The 26,290-nt window shown below is 62.1% G+C and carries 22 protein-coding genes; 4 read left to right on the top strand and 18 right to left on the bottom strand.

From position 1 onward, the window contains the following. Positions 1-246: 246 nt before the first annotated feature. From O3303_RS01520 to mraZ, 5 genes are all read right to left on the bottom strand, one after another. On the bottom strand, positions 247-1,695 hold the full coding sequence (locus tag O3303_RS01520) for a UDP-N-acetylmuramoyl-L-alanyl-D-glutamate--2,6-diaminopimelate ligase (protein ID WP_269560306.1): 1,449 nt from the start codon (positions 1,693-1,695) through the stop codon (positions 247-249). Positions 1,696-1,798: 103 nt separating this feature from the next. Continuing rightward, positions 1,799-4,162: a penicillin-binding protein gene (locus O3303_RS01515; RefSeq protein ID WP_269560305.1), complete on the bottom strand. Its 2,364-nt coding sequence runs from the start codon at positions 4,160-4,162 to the stop codon at positions 1,799-1,801. 7 nt (positions 4,163-4,169) lie between these two features. Beyond that, positions 4,170-4,904, bottom strand: coding sequence for an FtsL-like putative cell division protein (locus O3303_RS01510; RefSeq protein WP_269560304.1), 735 nt, complete (start codon positions 4,902-4,904; stop codon positions 4,170-4,172). A 128-nt stretch (positions 4,905-5,032) separates the two neighbouring features. Beyond that, positions 5,033-5,971, bottom strand: a complete 939-nt coding sequence (rsmH, locus tag O3303_RS01505) for a 16S rRNA (cytosine(1402)-N(4))-methyltransferase RsmH (RefSeq protein ID WP_269560303.1) — start codon at positions 5,969-5,971, stop codon at positions 5,033-5,035. Beyond that, entirely contained in the window at positions 5,968-6,441 is a 474-nt protein-coding gene (mraZ, locus tag O3303_RS01500) for a division/cell wall cluster transcriptional repressor MraZ (protein WP_052381101.1), read from the bottom strand. Before mraZ ends, rsmH begins: the two co-directional genes overlap by 4 nt. 310 nt (positions 6,442-6,751) lie before the next feature. Between mraZ and O3303_RS01495 the strand changes: the two genes are divergently transcribed. The 3 genes from O3303_RS01495 to O3303_RS01485 all read left to right on the top strand — a co-directional run bounded on the left by O3303_RS01495 (position 6,752) and on the right by O3303_RS01485 (position 10,135). Further along, the gene (locus O3303_RS01495) at positions 6,752-7,192 is read left to right on the top strand and encodes a hypothetical protein (protein WP_269560302.1); all 441 of its coding nucleotides are present in this window, start codon (positions 6,752-6,754) and stop codon (positions 7,190-7,192) included. A gap of 96 nt (positions 7,193-7,288) precedes the next feature. Next, positions 7,289-9,637, top strand: coding sequence for a TonB-dependent receptor (locus O3303_RS01490; RefSeq protein WP_269560301.1), 2,349 nt, complete (start codon positions 7,289-7,291; stop codon positions 9,635-9,637). 114 nt (positions 9,638-9,751) lie between these two features. Next, complete coding sequence (locus O3303_RS01485; protein ID WP_269560300.1) at positions 9,752-10,135, top strand: heavy-metal-associated domain-containing protein; 384 nt, start codon at positions 9,752-9,754, stop codon at positions 10,133-10,135. 65 nt (positions 10,136-10,200) lie between these two features. Here the strand turns inward: O3303_RS01485 and O3303_RS01480 are convergent, their stop codons facing one another. Next, positions 10,201-10,770, bottom strand: a complete 570-nt coding sequence (locus O3303_RS01480) for a hypothetical protein (RefSeq protein ID WP_269560299.1) — start codon at positions 10,768-10,770, stop codon at positions 10,201-10,203. 286 nt (positions 10,771-11,056) lie between these two features. Here O3303_RS01480 and O3303_RS01475 point away from each other — a divergent pair, with 286 nt between their 5' ends. Further along, a complete protein-coding gene (locus O3303_RS01475; RefSeq protein ID WP_269560298.1) occupies positions 11,057-11,797 on the top strand; it encodes a LytR/AlgR family response regulator transcription factor in 741 nt (246 codons plus the stop codon). Here O3303_RS01475 and O3303_RS01470 read toward each other — a convergent pair. From O3303_RS01470 to O3303_RS01415, 12 genes are all read right to left on the bottom strand, one after another. Then, positions 11,775-13,823, bottom strand: a complete 2,049-nt coding sequence (locus tag O3303_RS01470; protein WP_269560297.1) for an ATP-binding protein — start codon at positions 13,821-13,823, stop codon at positions 11,775-11,777. The genes O3303_RS01475 and O3303_RS01470 overlap by 23 nt on opposite strands. Positions 13,824-14,182: 359 nt before the next feature. Then, a complete protein-coding gene (locus O3303_RS01465; RefSeq protein ID WP_269561942.1) occupies positions 14,183-14,845 on the bottom strand; it encodes a fatty acid desaturase in 663 nt (220 codons plus the stop codon). Positions 14,846-15,018: 173 nt separating this feature from the next. Then, positions 15,019-15,867: a 4-hydroxy-3-methylbut-2-enyl diphosphate reductase gene (locus O3303_RS01460; RefSeq protein WP_269560296.1), complete on the bottom strand. Its 849-nt coding sequence runs from the start codon at positions 15,865-15,867 to the stop codon at positions 15,019-15,021. Between the two features lie 122 nt (positions 15,868-15,989). Next, complete coding sequence (locus tag O3303_RS01455; RefSeq protein ID WP_269560295.1) at positions 15,990-17,195, bottom strand: carboxypeptidase-like regulatory domain-containing protein; 1,206 nt, start codon at positions 17,193-17,195, stop codon at positions 15,990-15,992. A 78-nt stretch (positions 17,196-17,273) separates the two neighbouring features. Further along, on the bottom strand, positions 17,274-17,768 hold the full coding sequence (locus O3303_RS01450) for a hypothetical protein (protein ID WP_269560293.1): 495 nt from the start codon (positions 17,766-17,768) through the stop codon (positions 17,274-17,276). A gap of 54 nt (positions 17,769-17,822) precedes the next feature. Further along, positions 17,823-18,665 carry a phytoene/squalene synthase family protein gene (locus O3303_RS01445; RefSeq protein ID WP_269560292.1) on the bottom strand — a complete coding sequence of 281 codons (843 nt, stop codon included), beginning with the start codon at positions 18,663-18,665 and terminating at the stop codon, positions 17,823-17,825. A 92-nt stretch (positions 18,666-18,757) separates the two neighbouring features. Beyond that, entirely contained in the window at positions 18,758-20,302 is a 1,545-nt protein-coding gene (crtID, locus tag O3303_RS01440) for a bifunctional phytoene desaturase/3,4-desaturase (RefSeq protein WP_269560291.1), read from the bottom strand. Positions 20,303-20,576: 274 nt separating this feature from the next. Continuing rightward, positions 20,577-21,092, bottom strand: a complete 516-nt coding sequence (locus O3303_RS01435; RefSeq protein ID WP_185887152.1) for a sigma-70 family RNA polymerase sigma factor — start codon at positions 21,090-21,092, stop codon at positions 20,577-20,579. 300 nt (positions 21,093-21,392) lie between these two features. Continuing rightward, positions 21,393-22,298, bottom strand: coding sequence for a MerR family transcriptional regulator (locus tag O3303_RS01430; RefSeq protein ID WP_269560290.1), 906 nt, complete (start codon positions 22,296-22,298; stop codon positions 21,393-21,395). Between the two features lie 2 nt (positions 22,299-22,300). Further along, positions 22,301-22,822 (bottom strand): sterol desaturase family protein, encoded by a 522-nt coding sequence (locus O3303_RS01425; protein ID WP_269560289.1) that lies wholly within the window; start codon positions 22,820-22,822, stop codon positions 22,301-22,303. 122 nt (positions 22,823-22,944) lie between these two features. Next, positions 22,945-23,757: an enoyl-CoA hydratase/isomerase family protein gene (locus tag O3303_RS01420; protein WP_269560288.1), complete on the bottom strand. Its 813-nt coding sequence runs from the start codon at positions 23,755-23,757 to the stop codon at positions 22,945-22,947. 171 nt (positions 23,758-23,928) lie between these two features. Next, entirely contained in the window at positions 23,929-26,187 is a 2,259-nt protein-coding gene (locus tag O3303_RS01415) for a ComEC/Rec2 family competence protein (protein ID WP_269560287.1), read from the bottom strand. Positions 26,188-26,290 lie beyond the last annotated feature (103 nt).

Below are 26,290 nucleotides of genomic sequence, written 5' to 3'. Positions count from 1 at the left end.
CAGAAGGGAGGCAAGCTGCAAAGGTTCGGGTTTTTCGGGGTTAGGCAAGCGTTGTGTTTGTGCGGATTTTGGTGTAGTACTGGCTGTCAGAACGATGCCGTAGGACTGTCATTCCGAGTGAAGCGAGGAATCTCGCCAGTGTACCAGATGATTCTACCACACTAGCGAGATTCCTCGCTCCGCTCGGAATGACTGGATTAGCTTCTGGCGAGATGCTTCGGCTGCGCCTCTGCATGACGTTCAGACTTACTTCCCCAGCAGCTCAAACATCTCCATCAAGACCTTTTTATCGTCGAAATCGGCTTTCACGCCTTTCACTTCCTGGTAGGTTTCGTGGCCTTTGCCCGCTACCAGCACAATGTCGTTGGGCCCAGCCAGCGTGACGGCGGTTTTGATGGCCTCGCGCCGGTCGGGGATGGTGAGGACTTTGGCCAAGTCCTGCACTTTCACGCCGGCCTGCATCTGGGCCAGAATATCGTTGGGGTCCTCGAAGCGGGGGTTGTCGGAGGTCAGCACCACCCTATCGGAGCCCTGGCAGGCCAAGTGCGCCATGATGGGGCGCTTGGCGCCGTCGCGGTTGCCGCCGCAGCCCACCACAGTAATCACCTGCTGAGTGGGCTGGCGGATGTCGGCAATGGTCTGGAGCACGTTTTCCAGCGCGTCGGGCGTGTGGGCGTAGTCCACGATGCCCGTCACGCGGGTTTTGCCCGATACCACCGGCTCGAAGCGGCCCGGCGCCGACAGCAACCCCGATAACACGGTCAGCACTTCCAGCGGCTCCTCGCCCAGCAGCACGGCCGCGCCATACACGGCCAGCAGGTTGTAGGCATTGAATACCCCAATCAGCCGGAACTGCGCATCGTGCCCGTCGATTTCGAGGTGCAGACCGTGTACGGCGTTTTCAATCAGCTTGGCCCGGAACGTAGCGGCGCTGCGCAGCGAGTAGGTTTCGCGGCGGGCGGCGGTGTTCTGCAGCATCACCATGCCGCGCTTGTCGTCGGCGTTGGAGAGGGCGAAAGCCGTTTTGGGCAGCATATCGAAAAAGCCCTTCTTGGCTTTCAGATAGTTGTCGAAGGTGCCGTGGTAGTCGAGGTGGTCGTGGGTGAGGTTGGTGAAGATGCCCCCGGCAAAGCGAAGCGCCGTGGTACGGTGCTGCACGACGGCGTGGCTGCTTACTTCCATGCAGGCGTGGGTGCAGCCGGCTTCCACCATGCGTGCCAGCAGCTCGTTGAGCCGGATGGCGTCGGGCGTGGTGTGGGTGGCCGGAATCACCTGCTCGTCAATCTGGTTCTGCACCGTGCTCAGCAGGCCGGTGTGGTAGCCCAGCTCGCGCAGCAGCTTGTGCAGCAGCGTGGCGCAGGTGGTTTTGCCGTTGGTGCCGGTCACGCCAATCAGGGTAAGGCTGCGCGACGGATGCCCGTAGAAGGCGGCCGCCATGTGGGCCATGGCCTCGGCCGAGTCGGGTACCTGCACGTAGGCGGTGGCTGGGTTCAGCTCGGCGGGCAGCACTTCGCACACCACCGCGGCTACGCCCTGCGCCACCGCCTTCTCAATAAACTGGTGCCCATCGGTGGCAGCACCGCGCAGCGCGAAGAACACGGCACCGGGCGCCGCCTGCCGCGAGTCCAGCGTGAGCTGCTGCACGGGCACGTCGGTGGGGCCCTGCTGCGAAGTCACGGTGACGTCGGCGAGCAAGGCGAAAAGCGGGGGCGTTATTTCTTTTGGGGTAGACAAGGTTGTTCTTTCGGTTTTAGCCCGCAGAGGGTGCAGAGGAAGGCGCAGACGGAGCTGAGTTGTTCTAGCTCTTGGGTGGCTTGGTGGCAGCGGGCTGCTGCGCCGTGGTTTTGGGTTCAGGCTTCTTTTTAGCGGGCGCCGCGGTGGCCGGCGTGGTGCCGGTCAGACGGGCTTTGGCTTTGGCAGCCAGCGCGCGGGCTTTGGCATCGAGGTCCGTGTCGACGGGCGTGAGCAGCTTGTTCTCCGCCAGCTGGCTGGGAGCCGGGGCCGCTACCGGCGCGGGGCCGGCCGAGCGCTGCCCGATGGGCTCCATGGCCAGCACCACCACCGTGCCGCGCCGCGCCATCGTGCCCGCCGCCACCGACTGCGCCTTCACGCGGCCCGTGCCTTGGGTACGCACGCGCAGGCCCCGGTTTTCCAGCAGAAACAGCGCGTCGCGCAGGGTCAGGCCCGTGACGTTGGGTACCCGGCCGGGCTTCACGGCCAGCGGCTGCAGAGCCAGCGTTTCGGCGTTGGTGTCGGCGGCCAGCGGGGTGCGCACCCAGTCCTCGTCGGGGGCGGCGCCTTCGCTTTTCACCCCAATCTGCTCACACACCAGCCGCAGCTCGTCCTGCATCCCGGCCGGGGCGTAGGGCAGCTTGGCTTTCTGCAGCGAAGCGGCGCGGGCCAGCAGGGGGCGCTGGCTGGCGGCGTCGCGGGCCATGGCTTTATCGGCCACTTCGCGGAACACCGGCGCGGCTACGTCGGCGCCGTAGATGCGGCCCTTCTTGGGCGAGTCCACCACCACGATGCAGCTGTACTTGGGCTTGTCGGCCGGGAAATAGCCGCAGAAACTAGTGGAATACACGCGGGTATAGGCGCCGTTCTTGAACTTCCAGGCGGTGCCGGTTTTGCCGGCCATCGTGAAGTCTTCGCTGCGGATGCCGCGGGCCGTTCCTTCGGTAACGACGCCTTCCATCATGGCCTTCATCTTGGCCAGCGTTTCGTCAGAGCAGATTTTGGGGTTCAGCACCGTGGGCTCAAACCGTTCCAGCACCTTATCGGCCTGCCGGATTTCGCGCACAATCATGGGCTGCACCTTCACACCGTTGTTGGCCACGGCGTTGTAGAAAGCCAGCGTCTGGAGCGGGGCCAGCTTCAGCTCGTAGCCGATGCTCATGGTGGTGAGCGAAGTGCGGCTCCAGCTGCGGTCCTGCGGGTCTTTCACATAGGGGCGCGCCTCGCCGGCCATCTGGAAGCCCAGCGGCTTGTGCAGCCCGAAGCGCTTGAGGTGTTCGGCGTAGCGCTGGGGCTGCTTGCTGAACTGCCGGTCCACGAGCACGGCCACCCCGATGTTGCTGGACTTCTCAAACACCTGCTTCACCGTAATCTTGCCGTAGCCGTGCGAATCCGTCTTCACGGCCCCGCCGATGTACATGCGGCCGTTGCCGGTGTCCACGATGTCGTCGAGGCTGAGCTCGGGGTTTTCCTCGAACAGGGCCATCATCGAGGCCAGCTTGAACGTGGAGCCCGGCTCGGTGCGGCCCTGGTCGGCAATGGCGTAGTTGTAGTCTTCGCGGTACACGCCCTCGGCCACCTTGCCCAGGTTGGCCACGGCCTTGATTTCGCCGGTCTGCACTTCCATCAGAATCACGCAGCCGTACTGGGCGTTGTTATCCACTAGGGACTTGTAGAGGGCATTTTCGGCCACGTCCTGCAGGTTGATGTCGAGCGTGGTCTGCACGTCGTAGCCCGGAATCGGCTTCACTTCGGTACCGTCGTAAATGGGCTTGTTGCCGCCGGGCAGACGCTCGAACAGGGCCTCGCCGTCTTTGCCGGCCAAGTGGCGGTTGAAGGTAAACTCCAGGCCCGCGCCGTTCTTATCCTCGTTCACGAAGCCGATGGTGCGCTGCGCCAGCCCGCCAAACGGCCGGAAGCGCTTGTCGACCTTCTCGAAGATGACGCCGCCCTTGTTTTTGCCTTCCCGGAAGATCGGCCAGTTGGCCAGCTCCTTTTTCTCCTGGTAGTTGATCTGGCGCGAATTCAGCCGCAGGTAGCGCACCGAGGGCTTGGCCAGCCGGGCATTCTTGAGCTTGCGCCGGTACTCCGATACGCTTCGGTCGCCGAAGAAATTCGCCAGCTGAATGGCCAGCGAATCCACCTGCTTATCGAACAGCTGCCGGTCCACTACGCTGGGGTCCCAGGCCACCCGGAAAAAGGGCAGCGAGGTGGCCATAATGCTTTTGCCGTCGTCAGCGAGGATGGTGCCGCGGGTGGCAAACACGGGCTGGTACACCACGCGGCGCTCCTGCTCCAGGGCGCGCCACTTTTCGCCCTCCTTGAACTGGATGTTGGAAATCTTCCAGACCACCGCGCACGAAAACAGGCAGACGCCCAAAAACGCCAGCCGTACGCGGGTAACGATGGATTTTTTAACGCTTCCTTTCATAGTTCAGTTAGCGGCGGCGAGGCGTGGCAGTGGGTTGAGGCGTGGCCGGCTCCCCGGTGGCATCCGTCCCGATGGGCACGGGCGGCGCCCCTACCTCAATGGACATCGAGTCAATCGGCCCGACGGGGCCGGCTCGGCGCAGCGAGTCGCGCAGGGTGCGCGCCGCCAGCGAGTCGGCCGTCAGCACGGGCACCAAATCCAGGGCGGCCTCGTCGAGGCGGCCGGCGGGCACTTCAATGCGGAACGGCGGCGAGGAGCTTTCCACCAGCCCGTAGGCGGCCACTTTGCGGGCCACCTCACTTTGCTTGCTGGCTTCCATGTAGTCCGATTTCAGGGTCGTGTAGTCGGCGCGCAGGTCTTCGGCTTCAATCTTCAGGCGCTGAATGCTGCGGTTCATGCGGGTGGCGTAGTGCGTGTTGCCGATATAAATCAGAATCAGCAGCATCACGAACAGCACGTGGGGCAGGTAGCGCACCGGCAGCCCTTCCCGAAACAGGCCATCCATGCGCGTGAGGCGCTCCAGCAGCGAAAACACGCTCCACGAGTTGCGGGGCGCCGCCAGCCGCAGGGCCTTGGCGGCCTTCGGGGGGCGCGGTGCGGGCTCGGCTGGCCGCGCCGGCGCCGCGGCCTCCGGTAGAGGCGCGGGCTCCGGCTCCACGTGGCGGGGCACGTTGGAGCGAGGCTGGCTGGCGACGGGTTTTATGGTATTGAGAGCCACTTCGTTGGAATTAATAATTAGCAATTAATAATTAGTAATGAAGGCGTTACCGCACCAGCGCAGGTGCCAGCCACGCAAGCGCGCAGCTTTCCGGCCGGAGCCGACAGCGTATGCTTTGCGCAGGAAAAGCGGCAATTCTTCATTCTTAATTACTACTTCTTAATTGCGACACGCAGCTTTGCCGAGCGGGCCCGGCTGTTGGCTGCCACTTCCTGTTCGGAGGCCTCAACGGGCTTGCGGGTCAGGACCTCAAACGGGGTATTGGTGTTGCCGAACAGGTCTTTTTCGGCTTCGCCGAAGAACCTGCCCTTAGCCAGAAAATTCTTCACCAGCCGGTCTTCCAGCGAGTGGTAGCTCATCACCACCAGCCGGCCACCGGGGCGCAACACCTGCGCCGTTTGCTCCAGCATTTCCTGCAGGGCCTTCATTTCGTCGTTGGCCTCGATGCGCAACGCCTGAAATACCTGGGCCAGATACTTGTTTTCCTTGCCGCGCGGCATGCAGCTGGCAATGGCCTTCTTCAGGCCGGCAATGGTGCTGATGGTCTGGCCTCGCCGGGCCGAAGCCACGGTCTGGGCCAGGGTGCGGGCATTGGTCACTTCGCCGTACATACCGAAGATGCGGTGCAGGTCGGCTTCCGGGTACTCGTTGATGATGTCGGCGGCGGTGGGTCCGTCCTCGGCGTTCATGCGCATGTCCAGCGGCCCGTCGAAACGGGTGCTGAAGCCGCGCTCCGGCGTATCAAACTGGTGCGACGACACGCCCAGATCGGCCAGCAGCCCATCCACGGGCAGGGCACCGTGGCGCTGCAGCTCCTGGTACAGGTCGCGGAAGTTGCTGCGGATGAACGTAAACTGCGGCCGGGCCAGCTTGGCGGCCTCGCGCTCAGCGTCGGCGTCCTGGTCGAAGCTATAGAGGTGGCCGGCGCCGCTCAGGTGTTCCAGCATGCGGGCCGAGTGGCCGCCGCCGCCGAAGGTCACGTCGACGTAGCGGCCTTCGGGGCGCAGCTCCAAAGCCTCCAGGCACTCGCGCAGCATCACGGGCCGGTGGTAGGCCGCATCGTTCAGGTAGTCGTTGGTGGTTTCGCTCATGCGGCCAGAGAGCCGCCAGGCCCGGTTTCGGTGGTGAGAAATTTCTGGGCCAGCTTGGAGAAGCTCTGCTGGTCCTTGATCAGGTATTCGTCGTAGCGGGTGGTATCCCAGATTTCGCAGCGGTTACCGAGGCCCACGATGATGGCCTCCTTCTCCAAACCGGCGTAGCGCCGCATGGAGCCGGGCAGCATAAACCGCCCGATGCTATCCAGCTCCACTTCCGTCATGCCCCGGAAGAAGTTGCGCTGAAACTGCCGGTACTCCTCGTTGAACTCGTCGAGCGCCATCACCTTATCATGAATCACGCGCCACGCTTCCCGCGGGTAGAGCACCAGGCAGGGCTCGAAGCCCCGCACCAGCACCAGCTGGTTGCCGGAAGCTTCCGGCAGGCTGCCCTTCACCTTGGCCGGCAGCACCAGCCGCCCTTTCGGGTCCAGCTTGCAGTCGTATTCGCCGGAGAGCAGGTGCATGATTGGTGGGCACAGGTGAGGGATGATAGCAAAAGTACGCAATGCCTCAGAAAAGGCAACCACTATTTACCATTTTCTACCACTCCCCGAAAAGTGCGTTTAAACGCATTAAACCGCATATTTGGTGCAGTACTAAGGTTATTGGAGCGCGCCGCTGACGGCTGATTCCGGGTACTTGACAGAATGTCAGGGTGCCATTTCCCGGCTTTGGCCGGCCAGGGCCAAGTGCGCTGGCTGCCCGGTTTTGCACCTCTGCTCTGGTATTATGCACCTGCTCCTCCGGCCCGGGTAGTGTATCTTTGCAGGGCTTATGAAGCGTCCTCTCTCCCACCGGCTATTCAGCGCGCTCCTGGCGCTGCTGGTGCTCACCGCTTCGGTGGGCATGGCGGTGCTGCAGCATACCTGCCGGCAGAGCGGCTACCGCACCACGGCCGTGGTGTTCAGCACGCCCAAGCACCGCTGCCCGGCCCCGCAGGCTGACGCCCGCCACGCCACGCAAACCCAGCTGACGGGAGCCTGCTGCGACTTCCAGGCCCACCTGCACAAGCTGGACGTGCCCGCGCCGGAGCTGGCCTGGGCGAAGCTGCTGCCGCCGCCGCTGGTGGCCGACTGGCTCCCGGCTCCAACCTGGCTCACGCTGCCCCCGGCGCCGCTGGTGGCCCGCGCCGCCGCCTGGCACGCCGCCGACAGCTCGCCGCCGGCCCGGGCCGGGCGTCAGCTGCTGGTGTTCATTCACGTGCTGGTCGTCTAGCATTCGTTCGGGCTGGTCTGTTTCAGGCCGGCTGAAACCGCTGCGTGCTCTGCACCGGCTGCTTTTCTTCCGAATGAATGCTAACTTCCTGACGATATGCACGCTGTTTCTGCGCCTTACCTGGCGGCCACTCTCGGCTTGGTGCTGAGTTCTGCCGCCATTGCCACGGCCCAATCTTCCGCCGATATTATTGCTCCGGTGCGGGGCCAGGTGACCGATGCCGCCGCCGCTACTCCGCTGCCCGGTGCCGTGGTGCGCTGGCTCGGCACCACCGAGGCCGCCACTACCAACGCCACCGGCCAGTTTTCGCTGGCCCGCCCGGCCCGCGCCGAGGCCAGCCGCCTCATCATCAACGCCCTCGGCTACCGCGCCGACACCGTGGCGGTGGCCGCCACCGGCACGCCCTACGTGCGCGTGGACCTGCAGCCCGGCACCGAGCTGGGCGAAGTGAAAGTGGAAGGCCGCGCCGTGGCCTACTCAGCCCTTACGCCCACCAACACCCAGGTTATCACCAGCCGCGACCTGACCAAGTCGGCGTGCTGCAACCTGGCCGAAAGCTTCGAAACCAACGCCGCCGTGGAGGTTTCCACCACCGATGCCGTGTCGGGGGCCAAGCAGATTCAGCTGCTGGGGCTGGATGGCGCCTACTCGCTGCTGACCGTGGACAACCTGCCGGCCCTGCGCGGCCTGGCCACGCCCTACCGCCTGGGCTACCTCTCCGGCACCTGGATTGAGAGCATCGACATCATCAAGGGCATGGGCTCGGTGGTGAACGGCTACGAAAGCATTGCCGGCCAGGTGAACATCCGCCTCAAGGAGCCCGATAAGGCCGAGCGCCTGCTGTTCAACGCCTACGCCAACGACCTGGGCAAATTCGACCTGAATTTGAACCTGGCGACGCCGCTGAGCAAGAAGGTCAGCACGGCGCTGCTGCTCCACTCCGACCACCTGGGCCGCCGCGTCGACCGCAACAACGATGGGTTCATGGACTTGCCGCTGGCCACCCAGTACAACCTGTTCAACAAGTGGAAGTATCAGTCGGGCAAGGGCTTGGTGAGTGAGGTAGGGCTGGGCGCGCTGCGCGAAACCCGGGAAGGCGGGCAGCTGGCTTTCCGGCCGGAAAACGCCGACGCCTACCAGCGCGACTACGGCTTCACGACCCGCACCAGCCGCTACACCGGCTACGCCAAAACCTCCTACACCTGGCCCGGCCGGCCCTACCAGAGCCTGGGGTTACTGCTGAGCGGCACGTCGCATGACTTCAACTCCGACTATTCCTACGGCCGCGTCCTGACCCCGACCAGCACCCAGCGCACCCTGCGCCAGTACGACGGCACCCAGCGCACCGGCCTGGCCACGCTGCTGTTTCAGAGCGTGCTGGGCACCACGGCCCACACCTACCGCCTGGGGTTGAGCTACCTGCACGACGACTACCGGGAGTTTTTCAGCCAAGGCGTCGCCTACGCCACCGACACGCCCGAGGAGCGCTACGCCCGGGAGCACCGCAACCGCCTGGAAAACGTGCCCGGCGCCTTCGCCGAGTACACCTACCAGAACTCGCGCAACCTCACGCTGGTGGGCGGCCTGCGCCTCGACCGCCACAACCTCTACGGCTGGCAGCTCACGCCCCGCCTCAACGTGAAGTACGACGCCACCAAAAACACGGTGCTGCGGCTGGCGGCCGGCACGGGCTTCCGGGTGGCCAACCCCATTGCCGAAAACAGCGGCGCTTTGCTCAGCTCACGCGAATTTCTGATTGCGCCCAACCTGCGGCCCGAAAAAGCCTGGAACGTGGGCGGCAGCTTCACGCAGTATTTCACGGTGGCCAGCCGCCCCGCCACCTTCGTGGCCGACTATTATCACACCGAGTTCCAGAACCAGATAGTGGCCGATATGTACAGCTCGCCCAATCTGCTGCTCATCGGTAACCTGGCGCCCGGGGCCCGCTCGTTTTCGCGCAGCTTCCAGACCGAAGTGCAGGTGGAGCCGGTGAAGGGCCTCACGGCCAAAGCCGCCTACAAGTACCTCGACGTGCAGACCACTTACGGCGGCGAGCTGCTGCCGCGGCCGCTCACGGTGCCGCACCGCGTGTTCTTCAATGTGGGCTACGCCACGGCCTTCGATAAGTGGCGCGCCGACCTGACGGTGCAGCTCTACGGCCGCCGCCCGCTGGCCTACAACCCCAGCGAGCCGGGCCACCAGCACGGCACCGACGAGATGCAGCTACCGTACGCGCCCCGTTTTGCGCTCCTCAACACGCAGGTGACCCGGGCCTTCAAGCGCTTTGAAGTGTACGCCGGCATTGAGAACCTCACCAATTTCCGCCAGCCCAACCCCATCGACGGGGCGGCGGCCCCGTTCAGCCCGGCCTTTGATGCCGCCATGGTCTGGGGCCCCACGTTTGGCCGCCTCACCTACGCCGGGCTGCGTTTCCGGCTGGAATAGCCCCGCCATTCTGGTCCCGCGGCACGCTTCTGGCGGCGTATTTGTTAGGAAGCCTGCGGCTGCACTGTTTTTGCGCTTTTTTCCTCGCTGCCTGGCAGCCTAACCTTACTCTTTATGAACTCTCTGAAATTCCTTCTGCTTTCGGCTGCCAGCCTCGTTTCCTTCAGCACCCAGGCCCAGACGGCCGCGCCGGCCAAAGCTAAAGGCCCGGCCACCGAGCAGGTGCAGCTGAAAACCTCCGCCGTGTGCGACATGTGCAAAACCCGCCTCGAAAAGGCCATGGCCTACGAAAAAGGCGTGCAGGCCGCCGTCCTCGACGTACCCAGCCAGGTACTCACCATCAGCTACCGCCCCGACAAAACCACGCCGGACGCGCTCCGCGCCGCCGTCCAGAAAACCGGCTACGACGCCGATAGCCAGCCGGCTGAGGCCCGCGCATACGACCGGCTGCCCGACTGCTGCAAGAAAACCAACGCTGTGCATACCGGCGGCGAGTAAGCAGCAAAAAGCCTCTTCCCTGACTGAGGAAGAGGCTTTTTGTTGACGATTGGCCGCTCTGGCAGCTATTCCCCCACTGGCTCTGGGCTCATCTGCAAGTCGAATTCTAGCACCGCGCTAAAACCCAATGGCCGCGTGAGCCGCCGCCGGTTGGTGCCGGATATTTCCAGCGTGAACCAGTCGGAACGCAGGTATTCCAGCAGATTCGGCCGCCCCTGCAGCTCCATGTTCACGCGGGTCGGGTGCACATCGGCAGCCGAGAAAGAGGCAATGGCAATCTTGCGCGTGTTGGCCGTAAGGAAGCAACTGCCGCTTTCCAGAGCGGCCAGCGTGGAGGTGCCGCGCCCGATAGGATGCTCCGGGTCGGGCTGCCATTCCAGGTGCGCCTGCCGCAGCGTCACGGCCGTAATGCCGGGGCGCGTAAGCGACGACAGGCAGGCTAATGTGCCGGGCAGTGTAACTTCGCACAGAAAAATCAGGTCCATACTCGGGTCGATGCGCAGGTTGATGGCCCGGGTTTTCAGGCCAAACGCCGTGTGCAACGACCGACGCAGGCCTTCGTGCAAGCCAATCGTAAGCGCGACACCCAGCACAACCGGGGGTAGCGCGGCAACGGGAAGGTAAGCCGGATTCATAGCAATACGGAAAGGTGTGCAGGCAGAAACGGAGCGCAGAAAACGGCAGGCGGCAGATACTGAAAGCTGCTATAACACCCGGTCAGCAGAATATTTGAAATTCAGACTACTCTATAAGTTAGGTGAAGCGCTTGATTATAAGTCTCTAAAGTAGAGCAACAGGTCCAAAAAGTAGACGTATATGGTAATATTTGCCGTTAAGATTGATTTCTTCCGATAAAAAAAGCATTGATTCTTTCCGAAACTCTTTATATTGACCCGGTCACCTGCCACTTTTTGCTCCTCCATGAAGATTACCTGCCTGCTTCTCGACGATGATCCGCTGGTACTGGACCTGCTGCAGGCCTACGTGTCCATGACGGACATTCTGGACGTGAAAGCGACGTTTACTGACCCTCTGGAAGCCCACCGCTACCTGCTCACCAACGATGTGCAGGTGCTGTTTTCCGACGTTACCATGCCCCACCTGAGTGGCCTGGACTTGGTTCGCTCGCTGCACCACCCGCCGCTGGTGGTGCTCATGACGGCTCACCCGCAGTATGCCATGGAGGGCTTCAACCTCGACGTAATTGACTTTCTGCTGAAGCCCATTTCCCTGGACCGTTTTCTGAAAGCCGTGAACAAGGTGGCCGGTATTCTGCGGGCCAGCTTGCCCGAAAACGACCTTAAGCAGGATCCGCAGTCGGGGTGGGGCTCCTTTTTTATCCGCACCGATGCCCAGTTTGTGCGCCTGCACTACCGCGACGTGCTGTACATCGAGGCGCTCAAGGATTTCACCAAAATAAACACCGCCGACGGCCGCACGCACCTGACGCTGGTAAACTTGAAAAACCTGGAAGAGCAGCTGCCGACCGGCATGTTTATCCGCACCCACCGCTCCTACTTGGTCAACTCTGCCCAGATTGAGTCGGTGAGCAACCTGGAGGTGCGGGTGGGCGGCCACGCGCTGCCGCTGGGCCAGACCTACCGCGAGCGGGTGACAGAACGCATTGTGAACCGCACCCTTATCCGGCGGCAGCAACAATAGCGGGTGCCAGCACCACGGGCAGCAACGGCAGCACCTCGGGCATGGCCGCCGGCAGCGTAAACCGGAAGGTGCTGCCCTGCCCCGGCACCGACGCGAAGCTGATGCGGCCTCCGTTACGCTCCACAAATTCCTTACAAAGGCGCAGCCCCAACCCGGTTCCTTTCTCCCGGGCAGTGCCCAGCGTGGAATGCAGGCCATTTTCACCAAAAATACGGGCTTGATCGGCCACGGCGATACCTACGCCAGTATCCGTTACGGATATCTCCCACATACCTGTTTCCTGCAGCCGGGCGGCAAGTGTAACTGTGCCTTCGGCCGGCGTAAACTTGATGGCATTGCCCACCAGATTGCGCAGCACTAGGCGCAGCATGTTCAGGTCGGCACTCACCAGGCAGGGCGCGGGCAGCTGCGTGAGGAGCTGAATGCTTTTCCGCTCGGCATCCCCTATCAGAAGCGCCAGCGCCTCTTCAGCAGCGGTCTGGAGCGCAATGCTCTCGGGCCGCACCTTATCGCCCTGGATCTGCGCCGCCGACCAGTTCAGCAGGTTATCCAGCAGGCGCAGCGTCACATCGAGCGTACGGCTGAGCCGCTGGGTGTGGGCGGCCATCCGCTCGGGCGGCAGGTTGCCGAGAGTCTGCAGCGTGAGCATGGAATACAGCGAGCTGAGCGGGCTGCGCAAATCGTGCGAAATGATGGAAAACAGCGTATCCTTGGTGTGGTTGAGGTGGCTCAACTCCTGCTTCTGCCGGTTGATGGCCCGGTTTTTCCGCTGTAGCAGCCGGTTGATGCGGGCCTGCTCCCGGCGGCCCCGGTACAGGGCCGCCACGGCCAGCAGCAGCAGCAGCGCCCCCACCGCCATAGCATTGCGCAGTAGCTTCTGCCGGCGCAGGTTGGCGTCCTGAATTTGCCGGTTCTTAAGCAGCAGCTGAATTTCCCGCCCCTTTTTCTCGCTTTCGTAGCGCGTCTGCAATTCCGCTATCTGGGCCGAGCGGCGCTCGGCAAACACGCTGTCCTGCAAATCGGAGTAGCGGCGCTGGGCCGCCAGCGCCTGCGGGTAGTTGCTTTCGCGCTGATACAGGTCGGCCAGCTTCTGATACAGCGTGCTGACCTGAATCTGGGAGCCAGCGCGCCGGGCCAGCGGCAGCGCCTGCCGCAGTGCCCGAATGGCCGCGGCCCGGTTAGCCATCGAATCCTGCACCAAGGCCAGGGCCTGCAGCGCTGCTGCCCGGCGCGCCGGGGGCGTGTACGCAGGCAGCTGGCTGATGGCCTGAGTATAGAACCCCATGGCCACCTCATAATTGCCTACATCCTGATACACGCGTCCGGTGCTGGCCAAGGCCTCGCCGGTACTGGTGCTGTCGCCCAGCTGCCGGGCCTGCTGCAGCGACAGCCGCAGGTAATATAGTGACCGGCTGTATTGGCGCAGCTGATGGTGGGCCAGCCCAATGGAATTCAGGGCCTGGGCCTGGCCTGGCAGGCTGCCCGCCTGTTGCCACTCGGCGTAGGCTTGCTCGTAGCTGCGCAGGGCGCGCCGCCACTGGCCGCCGGCTCCCAGCAGTTCCCCCAGATTGCTGTACACCTCTGCCTTGCTGCGCGGGTTCCCTACCGACAGGGTAAGAGCCAGGGCCTGCTTGTACGTATCGTAGGCCTGGCCGGTATCGCCCTCCAGGTACTGCGTCTGCCCCAGCATACCCAGCGCCCGCGCCCGGCCAGGCTCATTATGCAACTGCTGGTAGAGGCGCAGCGCGCGCGTAAAATGGCGCAAAGCCGGCTCATACTGCCGCTGGGCCTGGTAGGCGGCTCCAATAGCCAGGTAGGCCGCTGCTACTTCAGCAGGTGGTCCGCTCACGGCGGCGAGGTGCAGCGCCTGCTCGCCTTGCAGCAGCGCCGCCGCCGGATTCAGCGGCAGCAGTTGCGCGCTATTGCGAAGGTGTTGTGCGGCCGCAGTTATGCGCTGCCGCGGCAGAGTAGTTGGTTGGGCAGCCGTTTCCACGGCCATCAGCAGCCACACAATCCCCCACAGCATCCGCCACTGAACGGTAAGCAGCGTACGTGAGGGGCGGATTGGCATATATGCTTAAGACGTATGAAACAAGCACCTCCACCAGGCATTAAATACCAGGCAGTTATAAGTAATTTATCAATATATAACACATAAAATATTTACACTCCCCCTTTGCCCCCCCATCATTGACCGAGCCCAATGCCCGAGAGGCGTCATGTAGCACCTTCAGCACCCGACATCCTGCGGCAACTAACCTCGCAAACCGCTCCCGGCACGCTTTCGCACTGTTAATCAGCCGGTACTGTTAACATTTCATTAAGAACGAAAGAAGGTCAGGAACGTTGCTGGAGGCGGGCCGCAACTGCCCGACCATCCGGCTGCTAAGCGTGCTTGGTGCGCCAGAGCCGCCACCACGGCAGATACGGCTGGTCGTGGTGCTCGTAGTGATACCCGAAGAAATAGCAGCTCACAAACGCCCACACATGGTGGCGAAACTGGCTGCGCGACTTGTGCGCATTGTCGGGGGCATGCTCGCCCCGGTGCGGCAAGTAGGTACCGAAGAAAAACAGCTGCAGTGTGGCCAGCACCGCCGGCACCATCCAGAACGCAATAACGTTGGCCTGCGGAAAAAACAGCTTGAGCACATTATAGGTGGCAGCCATCAGCAGCACCTGCCACACCGTCACGTAGTTCCAGGCAAAACGCGCAAACCACGCCAGGAAGCCCGGATGCTTTCCATCGTGGTAGTCCGGGTCATCGGGGGTGGCTACGTGGCGGTGGTGGTCATGATGCTTGGGCAGCATCTTCGGGAACCAGTTGTAGGCAAACAGGCCGGCGGCCAGGGTACCCAGCGCATTGTTAAGGCGCTTATTGGGGCTGACCACGCCGTGCATGGCATCGTGCGCCGTGATAAACAGGCCGGTGTACAAATGCATCTGCAGCAGCGCCAACAGATACGGCCACGGAGCCGCCCAGTTGGGACGGTAGAAGGCCAAGAGAAACGTCAGCAGCCCCGCCCAGCACAGCAGAATACCCAGCGCCATCCACACGCCTTTGTTGCCCAGCGGAGCGGGTTTCACGCGGCGCGGCGCGGCAGAAATGGCTGTAGCAAGGAGTTGGGGAGAGATACTAGCGGGCATAAGTGCAAAGCTACCTGATCTGGCAAACAGCCCGGAGCAGGCAAAAAATTCACCGGCGACGAACTTGCGGCCGATTTTCAGAGCGCCAGCAAAGCGTCGCGCACCTGTTCCATCAGCCACATCGGGGTGCTGGTGGCCCCGCAGATGCCTACCGACTGGCCGGGGCGAAACCAATCGGCCCGCAGCTCGTCGGTGCTGGAGATAAAGTGCGTGTGCTCGTTGGTATCCTTGCAAACGTGGTACAGCACCTTGCCATTGGAGCTCTTGGTACCCGACACAAACACAATCTGGTCGAACTGAGCGGCAAACCGGCGCAGGTCTTTGTCGCGGTTGCTTACTTGCCGGCAAATGGTGTCGTTGGCATTCACCTGGTAGCCGCGGCCTTCCAACTCGCCCTTGATGCGGTAGAAGGAATCCGTGCTTTTGGTGGTTTGGCTGTAGAGCGTGATGTTGGCCGGCAACTCATGGCTAAGCAGCTCATCCAAGCTCTCAAATACCACGGCGTTGCCGCTGGTCTGGCCCAGCAGGCCGCGCACCTCGGCATGGCCGTGCTTGCCGTAGATGAAAATCTGGTCTTTCTTGTCGTAGGAGGTTTTGATGCGGTTCTGCAGCTTCAGCACTACCGGGCACGAGGCGTCGATGAGGGTGAGGTTGTTGTGCAGGGCCATCTGGTAGGTGCTCGGCGGCTCGCCGTGCGCCCGAATCAGGACGGCTTCATCGCGCAGGGCCTCAAACTGCTCGTAGTCTATAATGCGCAGACCACGCTTTTCCAGGCGCTGCACTTCTTCATCGTTGTGCACGATGTCGCCGAGGCAATACAGGTAGCCCTGCTCATCGAGCAGGTCTTCCGCCATTTGAATGGCATAGATCACGCCGAAGCAAAAGCCGGAATTGGGGTCAATACGGACGCTCAGGTGGTGCGGCATAGCTGACGAAGTAACCGCCGAAGCAGGCAGAAGGTTATTGAACCGCCAACGGAGGTTGCAAAAGTTACGAAATTCGACCGGACTCGGACTGTAGCGGTACCAGCTTCTCCCTCGTCTTGTTTTCAGAGCTGCCCGAATACTTTGCGGCCCTCGAAATCTTTAATCACTTTTTCCTCGATCGGGCTGGCCCGCAGCACTTCGTTTTCCAGCCAGAACTGCGGGTTATACACCTGCTTCATTACCTGCTGCAGGTCGCGGGAGTGGCGGCCCACCTCCTGGTAGGCGTGGCCAGGTAGGCGCGGCGTGTACTGGTAGAAAACCAGCTGGGCCGCCACCTGCGTGCTATCGGGCCGGGCGTGGGCACGGCTGAACACAATGGAGCTTTCGGCGCGGGTGCTGGCCAGCCGGGTCAGCGAGTCGTCCAGGGGCGCGAAATCGGACACCAGCCGAAAATGGTCGCTGGTGCGCTGATACTCGGGTTCCATGCGGAAGGAGAGCATGCTACTCAGCGACACTTCCTGCTCCTGCCGGCGCAGCGCGGCCGTAGCCACATCAATATAAAGCGTGCCGGCTGTGGCAGGTTTGGAGACCTGTGACTTCGGCTCGAAGTCGATGACGGCGGTTTCGCGGCCGGCTTCGCTGATGATGCTACGCAACGTGAAGCGGAAATTTTTCGCGGCATCGGGGCCCAGCGGCACCAGCAGCTTCTCGCGGAACGGGTGGCGGCTGAACACGGGCACCCGCCGGATCAGAGACGAGAAGTTGGTGAACGTGAAGCCGCCAGGCGTGAAGGCATACCGCGACTCCGCCAGATCCCAGCCCTCAATGACGCGGTTGGAAAACTTCACATCGTAAAACGCATCGAAAAACTCGCGGTACTGGCCGTTTTGGCGGGTTTTCTGGCGGTAAAAGGCTTTGCCGTACTGCAGGCTGCGGGCGTGGCGCAGCAGCTTGGCCGACGCCCGCTGCACCAGCTCGAGCGCCACCTTATCGGGGTTGCGCACCGTCACTTCGGGCAGGACCACGGCGCTGGCCTGCAGCACCAGCGTCAGGGGCGCGCCCACCGCCGACACCTCTACCTCAGTGCGGCCGTAGCCCATACTGAGCACCACCAGCCGCAGGGGCAGCGCAGGTGCCCGCAGCCGAAACTCACCGATTTCGTTGGTGGCCGTGCCCCCGGAGCCGTTGGCCCAGCCCACGCTGGCGTACGGCACGGGCTGCTGCCGCTCGTCTACCACGCGGCCTTCCACCCACAGGCCTTGGGCAGAGGCCGCAACTGCCAGCAGCAGGGAAAGCAGCAGACAACCTAAAAATCGAATTTCAGTCATTATAACGGGATAATAGCGGTTATAAAAAAAGCGAAGCACCACCGGGGCACTTCGCTTTGCAAGGAGTCATTGGTCGATTCAGGAGCTGATGCGGCCAAGCTTTTCGGCATCGGGACCCGACACGTGGCCGCGCTCCACCAAAAAGTCGCGCACTAACCCAAACGACTCGGTATCGAGGCCGGATTTGGGGTGCTGGAGCAGGGTTTCTACCAGAAACTGGCGGTCTTCGTCGACGTGGGTGCTCAAACCCAGGAACGAGGGCAAGTTGCTTTCCACGCTCAGGCGCAAAAACCGCACTTCGGCATTGTCGGTATCCAGCTTCACGGCTTCGTCGAACTGCTTGGCGGCATTCTGCACGTAGGTGAGCTTGTTGAACATCGAAGCGTCGCGGGCCCGGATGGCTTCGGCGGCGGCCTTGTAGGCCAGCACCACGGCGTCGCGCTGAGTGTAGGCGCTCATCAGCTTATGGAATTTCTCGCCGGCGTCTTTGCTGGTGGCAGCTTCCTGGTATTGGCGGCGCAGGTTGGGCAGGGAATAGGGAGTGGCGTCGGACACGAAGGGAGAAACAGTCAAAAGGAGAATAAGGAGAAAGGGCAGCAGAAGCTTCACGCGGCGGCAGGTTCGTGACTAGATGGCCCGGAGGCGGTAGCGAAAGTACGAACCCATCAGTAAAAGCAGCTTGGTGTTGTCGGGCACGCGCACCCGCTCACCCAAAATTCGTGCCGCAGGCAGCTGCCGGATTTTGTGGAACAGCTTCAGATAATAAACATACGCCAGATACACGCCCAGCCGCGCCGAGCGCGGCAACTGCACGATACCAGCGTAGGCGGCATCAAAGTCAGCCCGGATGTCGGCCTCAATCTCGCGCTTCACCTCGTCGGTGAACCGCTCATACTGCACGCCGGGAAAATACACGCGGCCCCGCTCCTCGTAGTCGGAGCGGATGTCGCGCAGGAAATTCACCTTCTGAAATGCCGAGCCCAGGCGCCGGGCCGGCTCGCGCAGCTGCTGAAACTGAGCCTCGTTGCCCTGGCAGAAGATGCGCAGACACATCAGCCCCACCACTTCCGCCGAGCCGTAGATGTACTTCTGGTACAGCGACTGGTTGTAAGCCCGGTCGTCGAGGTCCATTTCCATGCTGTAGAGGAAGGCGTCGATGAACTCCCGGTCGATTCCATAGGCGCGCACTACGTCCTGGAAAGCGTGCAGCACCGGGTTCAGACTCAGCCCGATTTCCAGCGCCTCGTAGGTCTGGCGCTTGAAATCCGCGAACAGCGCCGCCTTGTCGTGGTCATGAAACGTGTCCACAATTTCGTCGGCCCAGCGCACGAAGCCATACACGGCGTACACGGGCAGGTGAAACTGCGCATCGAGCGTGCGAATGCCCAGCGTGAAAGAGGTGCTATAGCGCTGCGTAATCAGCTTACTACACGCCCGGCTGGTTTCCGTAAAAAGAGCAATCTGGTCCATTTGGTATGTCATTGCGAGCAGCGCGAAGCAATCTTTTCGCTATTTGCTCTAAGCAACCCTGAGCGAGGCATTTTCCGTCGCAAGTGTAGTAATTAAAAGGGCTTGTCGGTGAGGGTCGGGGCGGGCGTGGCAGCGGAAAGATTGCTTCGTTCCGCTCGCAATGACACAGGGTTCTCCTTCTCCACTTCCACTGCCACTACCTGCCCCGAAATGAGCGAGGGCGGCACGCCGGGGCCGGGCACGGTGAGCTGGCCCGTAAAATACAGGTTGCTGACCTTATTGCTCTTGAGCGAAGGTTTCAGAATGGCTGTCTGGCGCAGGGTGTTGGCCAAGCCGTAGGCGTTGCCTTTATAACTGTGGTAGTCCTGCTGAAAATCCTGGTGGGCGTAGCTGCGCTTATACACCACGGCGTCGCGGATGCTGTGGCCGCAGTGGCGCTCCAGCCGGTCCATGATGAGGTGGTAGTAGTGCTCCCGGGTTTCTTCCGGGTCGGGCAGGTCGGGGGCCACCGGAATCAGCAGGAACAGGTTTTCGCAGCCATCGGGCGCTACGCTAGAGTCAGTCTGGGAGGGCGCCGACACGTAGAACAGCGGCCGGCTGGGCCACTTGGGGTCTTTGTAGATTTCCTCGGCGTGGAGGCTGAAATCCTCATCGAAGAACAGGTTGTGGTGGCGCAGCTTGTCGACGCGCCGGTTTACGCCCAGGTAAAACAGCAACGAGGAGGGCGCCATCGTGCGCTTGTTCCAGTAGGCTTCGTCGTAGTGGCGCCACTGAGGGGCCAGCAAGTGCTGCTCGGCGTGGTGGTAGTCAGCGCCGGCCACCACCACATCGGCCGCACGGAAGCCGGTGGCGGTCTGCACGCCGGTAGCGCGGCCGTTTTCCACCACAATCTGCTGCACTTCCTGGTTGTATTCCAGCGTCACGCCCTGCTCCTGGGCCAGCTTCACCATGCCTTCCACAATCTTGTGCATGCCGCCCATCGGGTACCAGGTGCCCATCGCCAGGTCGGCGTAGTTCATGAGCGAGTAGAGGGCGGGCGTGTTTTCGGAGGTAGCGCCCAGAAACAGAATCGGGAACTCCACCAGTTCCAGCAGCCGCGGGTGCGTGAAGAACTTGCGGACGTGCTTGTGCATGCTCTGCAGCAGATCCAGCCGGACGGCATCCACCAACAGGCGCGGATCAGCAAACTCCAGCAGCGAGCGGCCGGGCATGTGCACAAACTTGCCGATGCCCACCTTGTACTTGTAGGCCGCCTGACGCAGGAACTCGTCGAGGCGGGCGGCGCTGCCGGGTTCATAGCGCTCAAACAGCTGCCGCAGCTCGCTCATGGCCGCCGGGATGTCCACGGCCTCGGGGCCTTTGAAAATCACTTGGTACGACGGGTCCAGCCGCACCAGGTTGTAGTAGTCGCTCACCTTCCTGCCGAAGCGAGCAAAATACTGCTCGAAGATATCGGGCATCCAGTACCAGCTCGGCCCCATATCGAAGGTGAAGCCCTGGGTGCGGAACACGCGGGCCCGGCCGCCGGGGCCCTCGTTCTTTTCCAGGATGGTGACGCGGTAGCCGCGCTGCGCCAGCGAAGTGGCCGCCGAGAGGCCCGCAAAACCGGAGCCGATAACCAGAACGTGTTTACTCACAAATCGGAGATTGGGCAAATGAAACAGGATTTCGCGGAAGCGAAAGCGCAAAGGTGACTATTTGAGCCGGCACTCCCGCCAACGGCCCGATGAACCTACGGCCACTGTTCATACCGCCAGCCACGGCATAGGTTTGTGAAGCCCGAGGAAAATCGCCGAAATTATGTTCGGCTTTTCGGGCAGGCCCCCAAACAAACGGGCCGCGAACAGCGCCCAATGGCGTCATTCGCGGCCCGTGATACGCCCGGGGCGGGGTATACTCTCTCCCTATTCCCTACACGCCGGGGGCGTATACCTTCAACGCATCCTTGAGCTCCTTGCGGGCAATGTGAATGCGGTTTTTGACGGTTCCTATCGGGATTTGCAGCTTCTCCGCAATTTCCAGGTACTTGTAGCCGATGTAGTACATCATGAACGGCGTCCGGTAGTCAGCCGACAGGCTGGCAATGGCCTGGTTGATATCCGTTACTACGAAGTCGGAGGTAGCTCCGTTGTGGGTGATATAGTTTTCGTCGGTGTTGAAGTACTGGAAGTACTCCGTGGAATCAATATTGCTGTTGCGCTTCGTTATCTTATTGTAGTTGTTGATAAACGTGTTGCGCATGATGGTGTACAACCACGCCTTGAGGTTGGTGCCAGCCTTGAACTTGTCCTTGTTGAGCAGCGCTTTGAGCAAAGTTTCCTGTACCAGGTCTTTGGCATCATCGGCGTCGCGGGTCAGGTTCATCGCCACGGGCTTCAGCGAATAGGAAATCTTCTGTACTTGGTTGGTGAATTCCAGTGAGGTCATGCTGTTTAGCTTTTCGTGGCAAAAAGTTAAACAAATATACGTGCTAATCCGGAAGTCGGATGCATGACCCTCAACTATTTTTTTCAGTCCTCTACTCCTGTCGGGCATGTAGACTCTTTGCTTACGAACTATCTGATAATCAGTCTATATTTATTTGAATAAGATTCGGCCCTGCCCACCATAGCGGCCATTCGTGAGCCCCGGTTTCAACGCATTTCCACCACCCAAATGCCCCTGAAACAGGCCGTTAGATGTACGTACACCGGTTTTGTTGTTCAACAGCAAATCGGCATCCTTTTCTTACGCCGGCTCGGCCACTGCCTCCTGCATCTGGTCAGCGAAAGCCAGAAAATCGGTCATCATCTGCAGACGCACCATGTGCGGGGGCAGCACCACCGACTCTGCCTGGGCTACGGGGCCGTAGAGCAGTACTGTGGCGCTGGCACATACCTGCCGCAACTCTTCCACAAACTCCTGCAGCTGGGTACGGTCGGGCACGGCGGTGAGCACCGTGCAGACGGTATGCGGCTGGTACATCTGGCACACCTCGGCCAGCCCGTCAATCGGCAGGTTCTGGCCCAAGTACAGCACATGATGGCCGCGCGACCGGAGCGCAAAATTCATAAAGAGCAGGGCCAGCTCGTGCATCTCGCCTTCGGGCAGAAACAGCACCCAGCGGCGCACATCGGCCGGCCGGACGGCGGGCAGCGAGTCGGTGGCGGCCATTATCTTCTGGCGAAGCAGGTGCGTCACCAGATGCTCGTGGGCAGGATTGACGCTGCCGGCCTGCCACATCACACCGATGCGCTGCATGAACGGGTACACAATGTGCAGCACGGCCGCCTCGAAGCCCATCCGCCGGATGGAGCCGTTGAGCAGCTGATTGAGCTGCACCTCGTCCATGGCCAGCATGGCGGCCATCAGGGCGTGCACCTGCTGGCAGTAGTTGTTGGCGTCGTCGTTGCAGGCAATGACCGCCTGCTCCATTTCCTGCTCACTAAGCTGGGCTACTTTGGAAATGCGGTAGCCGCGGCTGCAGAGCGTGGCCACGTTTAGCAGGCGGCGCAGGTCGTCGTCGCAGTAGGTGCGGATGTTGGTGGCGGTGCGCACGGGCCGCAGAATGCCGTAGCGCTGCTCCCAGATGCGGATGGTGTGTGCCTTAATCCCGGAGAGTTGCTCCAGGTCACTGATGGAAAAATGTCCCACTGCTAACGGCCTCCTTCTTTTTCTTCCATGGTGGATACTGCCCGGGGCCGCAATGTGCGGGTGGGCGCGGGCCGGCGCACAGCCAGCTCAAAATATTTCGGCGACACCCACAGCAGCCCGAATTCTTCGGATCCGTCGCGGGTATTGGCCTTGTGGTGCATCTTGTGGGCCATATTCAGGGCCCGCAGATACGTATTGCGCGACTTGCGCCAGAAACGCATCCGTCCGTGGATCAGCACATCGTGCACAAAGAAATAGAGCGTACCATAGGCAGCAATGCCCACGCCCATCCAGAAGCGCCAGTCCTTCTCGGGCGCGCCATAGATGATGAGCAGCGCCGACAGCGAACCGTAGAATAGAAAGAAAAAATCGTTGCGCTCGAAGCGGTGCGGGTGCCGCACATGGTGCGACCGGTGCAGAAACCACAACGGCCCGTGCAGCACGAAACGGTGCATGAACCACGCAACGAATTCCATGCCCAGAAAAGTAGTTGCCGAAATGGCGAAGGCGTCCAGCGTCGTCATGCGGAGAAAACCACGGTTTTTGGATAATTGTTTAATGGCTGAATTGTTAGATGGCTGCTCGTTCTGACAGATATAGCAGAACAATCAGCCATTCAACAATTCAGCCATTAAACCATCCAAAGTTAGTTATCCCAGCTGATCTTTTCCTTGGCCAGGAAAGCCGCAATGCCCCGGCGGCAGTCAACAGAGCCACGAGCCTCGGCGTTGAGCTGGGCAGCATAGCGCAGGCTGTCTTCCAAAGGCATTTCGGGCAGGCGCGCCAGCATCTCCTTCGTGATTTCCATGCTTTGCGTGGAGTTCTCGACGCACAAGCGGCGGGCGAAGGCATACACGTGCGCGGCCAGCTCGGCGGGCTCCACCACGGCGGTGAGCAGCCCCAACTCCAGGGCCCGGGCGGCGGGCAGCACATCGCCGGTGAGCAGCAGCTGCTTGGTGCGGGCCTCTCCTACTTTGCGCAGCAGAAACACGCTCACAATGGCCGGCAGAAACCCGATTTTCACCTCGGTGTAGCCAAACCGGGCCTCAGGCACGCTGAACGCGAAGTCGCAGACCGTGACGAGGCCGCAGCCGCCGGCCAGCGCGTGGCCCTGCACCTGCGCAATCACTACCTTCTTGAGGGTATAGATCTGGTGAAACAGCTGCATCAGGTGCGTGGAATCGGCCAGGTTATCGGTGTAGCCGAAACCCTGCAGCTCCTGAATATAGGCCAGGTCGGCGCCGGCGCAGAAAGCCGGGCCTTCGGCGCGCAGCACCACCACTTTGCAGGCGTCGTCGTCGTCGGCATACTCGAACGCCAGCTTCAGCTCCGTCACCATGTCGGCGCTGAGGGCATTGCGTTTATCGGGGCGGTTGAGGGTGATGTAGCCGATGGCATCAGCCGCCTCGTAGCGGATGAAGCGCAGGGCCTCCAACTCTTGCGTGGGCATGTTATCCATAGAATACCAGGGGGTTGCAACGGTGAGCAGCAGCACGGGACTGGCTCTGCGCAGCAGAGCGGCCGGGCACCACCAAATCGGCATCGTCAGATCGGAACCAGCCAAACCTAACAAAAATGATGCGGTAAGTAAACTATATAGCGGGCTATGGGGCAAGCGAGTTTCGTTGAGCTAGCGGTTTGGCGCGTCAATGGACCCTACCTGCCAGACGAATGCGCCCTGCATCGCCACATCATGTAGCTGCCAACCAATAGGTTGCAGCCTTTTTCGCATCGATTCCACATACCAGGATTTGCAGGAAGAATCGAACACGATTATGGCGGCCGGGCTAAAAACCGCCGCCAGATCCTCGGGCCACACCCGGGCGTTGCGGCGCAGCACCACCACCTCGGCCGGCACCGGGCGCCGGGCACCGGCCAGCGGCCCGCTCACCAAAGCCACCCGCACGCCACGCCACACGGCCAGCACCATCCCGGGCTGCGCGGCCGTGTCGGCCAGGGCCGGCACCGACGACCCGCGCCAGCGGGTATGGTAGCTGACGGCCCGGGCCTCACGCTGAATGATGCCCGGCACGATGCGGTAGGTACGCTCGGTTTCGGTGAGCGGCAGCGAGTCGGCGCTGACGATGTGGGCCGCCGCGCCCTGCCAGAAGCCCAGCACCGACCGCCGCGGAATGCTGTATACAATGAGCTGCTCGTCGGGGGCGAGGCGGTGGGCGGCCCACACGCGGCTGCCGGCAAAGCTGCCCATCAGCAGGCAGGCCAACCCCAGCCAGACCAGCTTTTTCAGCCGAAAAAAGGCCAGCAGTGTCAGGATGATGCCGAACACCAGCCAGGCCTGCGGCGCCGTAACGTGAATGCCGGAAATCAGCGCCCCGGGCATGGTGCGCCCGATCCAGAAGATGTACTCGTTGAACAGCCAGATCATCTTCTCGAACACCCAGGCCACCGCCTGCGGCACCACATCCAGCGCCTGCCCAAGCCCCGACGACAGCAGCCCGACCAGGGCTACAATCCCTTTCAGAGCCAGCAAAGCCAGCCCCACGTACACCGCGCCGCTGGAAATGGGCACGGCCACCAGGTTGGAAAACAGGAAGCTGAGCGGAAACTGGTGGAAATAGAACAGCCCGAGCGGAAACGTGGCCACCTGCGCCGCCAACGACAGCGCCGTGGCCTGCCAGACTTTGTCGAGCGTCCAGCTGGTGGCTTTCCAGGCCTTCTGCACCGGTTTCGGCTGCCAGGGCCGCTGTTTTTCCAGGAAGTAGTTCTTCACGTCCAGCCAAGCCCCGATGCGCGGCTGCAGATACACGATGCTGATAACGGCCAGAAACGACAGTTGAAACCCTACGTCGCAAAGCAGATAGGGGTCGTAGCAGAGCAGGCAGAAAGCCGCCACGGCCAGCGTGTTGAACATGTTGGTTTGCCGCTGCGAGGCCCGCGCCACAATGATGAACGTGAACATCACCGCCGCCCGCAGCACCGACGCCGACAGCCCCGTCAGGAAGGCGTAGCTCCAGATTACGGCCAGCCCCAGCAGCGCTGTCAGCAGCCGGAACCACGGCCCCCGCCGCCCCGGCAGCCACCCCAGCAGCCCCGATACGGCCCCGAACAGCAGCCCCACCTGCAGCCCCGACACGGCCATGATGTGGGTGGTGCCAGTATTGGCGTAGGCCTGCTTGGTTTCCTGGTCGATGTCGTCCTTGATGCCCAGCACCAGCGCCGACGCCAACGCATATTCGCGCCGGGCCACCACGTATTGCCTGAACACCCCATCGAGCACGCGGGCAGCCCGCATGGCCGCCGCCTTCAGCAGGCTGGGCGGCGCTATGCCGATGCGCTGGTACTGGTCGGGGTGAATGAACTGCTGATGGTAGACCTGGTGGTACTGCAGGTAACGCCGGTAGTCGAACTCGCCGGGGTTGAGCGGGGCTTTGCTGGGCGCGGGCGCGCCGCGCACCAGCCACAGGTCGCCGTACTGCGGGGCCGTCACGCCCGAGTCGCGCGGCACCGATATCCGGATGCCGCCCACCGCTGGCTGCCACCGCCCGGCCACCCGCACCGCCGACACCCGCACGGTGGTAGCGTAGGTGGCCGGCCGCACCACCGTGTAGTCGTCCACCACGGCCCGGTAGAATTCGATTTTCTGCCCGAAGCGGTAGAGGTGGTCGGGCCGGCGCGACTCAGTGGCCTGCTGCATGAAGGCGGCCCCGGCCACATACACCGCCGCCAGCGCCAGCAAACCGGCCTTATCTGCCACAGCGGGGTTGGGATGGCGCCACATGCGCCACTGGATTATCAGGAACACGCCCACCAGCCCCGCCAGCGGCCACACCAGCACGGGCAGCGTTTCGCCGAAATACAGGCAGGTGAGGATGCCGGCCATCAATGCCAGCGTCAGGCGCACGAATGCATAGGAGGCCCAGTGGAGCATAGCAGCACTTACTATATATGGTATTCGATAGCCAATATATCAGAAAGCAGGCGACTACACTACACGCAACCGGGCACGGCCGGCAAGGCAACTACGGGGCATC

The organism is Hymenobacter canadensis, from assembly GCF_027359925.1.
Lineage (GTDB): Bacteria > Bacteroidota > Bacteroidia > Cytophagales > Hymenobacteraceae > Hymenobacter > Hymenobacter canadensis.
This window is presented reverse-complemented; position numbering and strand designations above follow the sequence as displayed.

What these genes read in the sequence shown, in the direction of transcription:
- O3303_RS01515 (WP_269560305.1), bottom strand. Translation starts at nt 4,162, where the DNA reads ATGAAAGGAAGCGTTAAAAAATCCATCGTTACCCGCGTACGGCTGGCG.
- O3303_RS01420 (WP_269560288.1), bottom strand. Translation starts at nt 23,757, where the DNA reads ATGGATAACATGCCCACGCAAGAGTTGGAGGCCCTGCGCTTCATCCGC.
- O3303_RS01445 (WP_269560292.1), bottom strand. Translation starts at nt 18,665, where the DNA reads ATGGACCAGATTGCTCTTTTTACGGAAACCAGCCGGGCGTGTAGTAAG.
- O3303_RS01490 (WP_269560301.1), top strand. Translation starts at nt 7,289, where the DNA reads ATGCACGCTGTTTCTGCGCCTTACCTGGCGGCCACTCTCGGCTTGGTG.
- O3303_RS01425 (WP_269560289.1), bottom strand. Translation starts at nt 22,822, where the DNA reads ATGACGACGCTGGACGCCTTCGCCATTTCGGCAACTACTTTTCTGGGC.
- mraZ (WP_052381101.1), bottom strand. Translation starts at nt 6,441, where the DNA reads ATGCACCTGCTCTCCGGCGAATACGACTGCAAGCTGGACCCGAAAGGG.
- O3303_RS01485 (WP_269560300.1), top strand. Translation starts at nt 9,752, where the DNA reads ATGAACTCTCTGAAATTCCTTCTGCTTTCGGCTGCCAGCCTCGTTTCC.
- O3303_RS01495 (WP_269560302.1), top strand. Translation starts at nt 6,752, where the DNA reads ATGAAGCGTCCTCTCTCCCACCGGCTATTCAGCGCGCTCCTGGCGCTG.
- rsmH (WP_269560303.1), bottom strand. Translation starts at nt 5,971, where the DNA reads ATGAGCGAAACCACCAACGACTACCTGAACGATGCGGCCTACCACCGG.
- O3303_RS01465 (WP_269561942.1), bottom strand. Translation starts at nt 14,845, where the DNA reads ATGGCGCTGGGTATTCTGCTGTGCTGGGCGGGGCTGCTGACGTTTCTC.
- O3303_RS01475 (WP_269560298.1), top strand. Translation starts at nt 11,057, where the DNA reads ATGAAGATTACCTGCCTGCTTCTCGACGATGATCCGCTGGTACTGGAC.
- O3303_RS01460 (WP_269560296.1), bottom strand. Translation starts at nt 15,867, where the DNA reads ATGCCGCACCACCTGAGCGTCCGTATTGACCCCAATTCCGGCTTTTGC.
- O3303_RS01470 (WP_269560297.1), bottom strand. Translation starts at nt 13,823, where the DNA reads ATGCTGTGGGGGATTGTGTGGCTGCTGATGGCCGTGGAAACGGCTGCC.
- O3303_RS01455 (WP_269560295.1), bottom strand. Translation starts at nt 17,195, where the DNA reads ATGACTGAAATTCGATTTTTAGGTTGTCTGCTGCTTTCCCTGCTGCTG.
- O3303_RS01435 (WP_185887152.1), bottom strand. Translation starts at nt 21,092, where the DNA reads ATGACCTCACTGGAATTCACCAACCAAGTACAGAAGATTTCCTATTCG.
- O3303_RS01480 (WP_269560299.1), bottom strand. Translation starts at nt 10,770, where the DNA reads ATGAATCCGGCTTACCTTCCCGTTGCCGCGCTACCCCCGGTTGTGCTG.
- O3303_RS01415 (WP_269560287.1), bottom strand. Translation starts at nt 26,187, where the DNA reads ATGCTCCACTGGGCCTCCTATGCATTCGTGCGCCTGACGCTGGCATTG.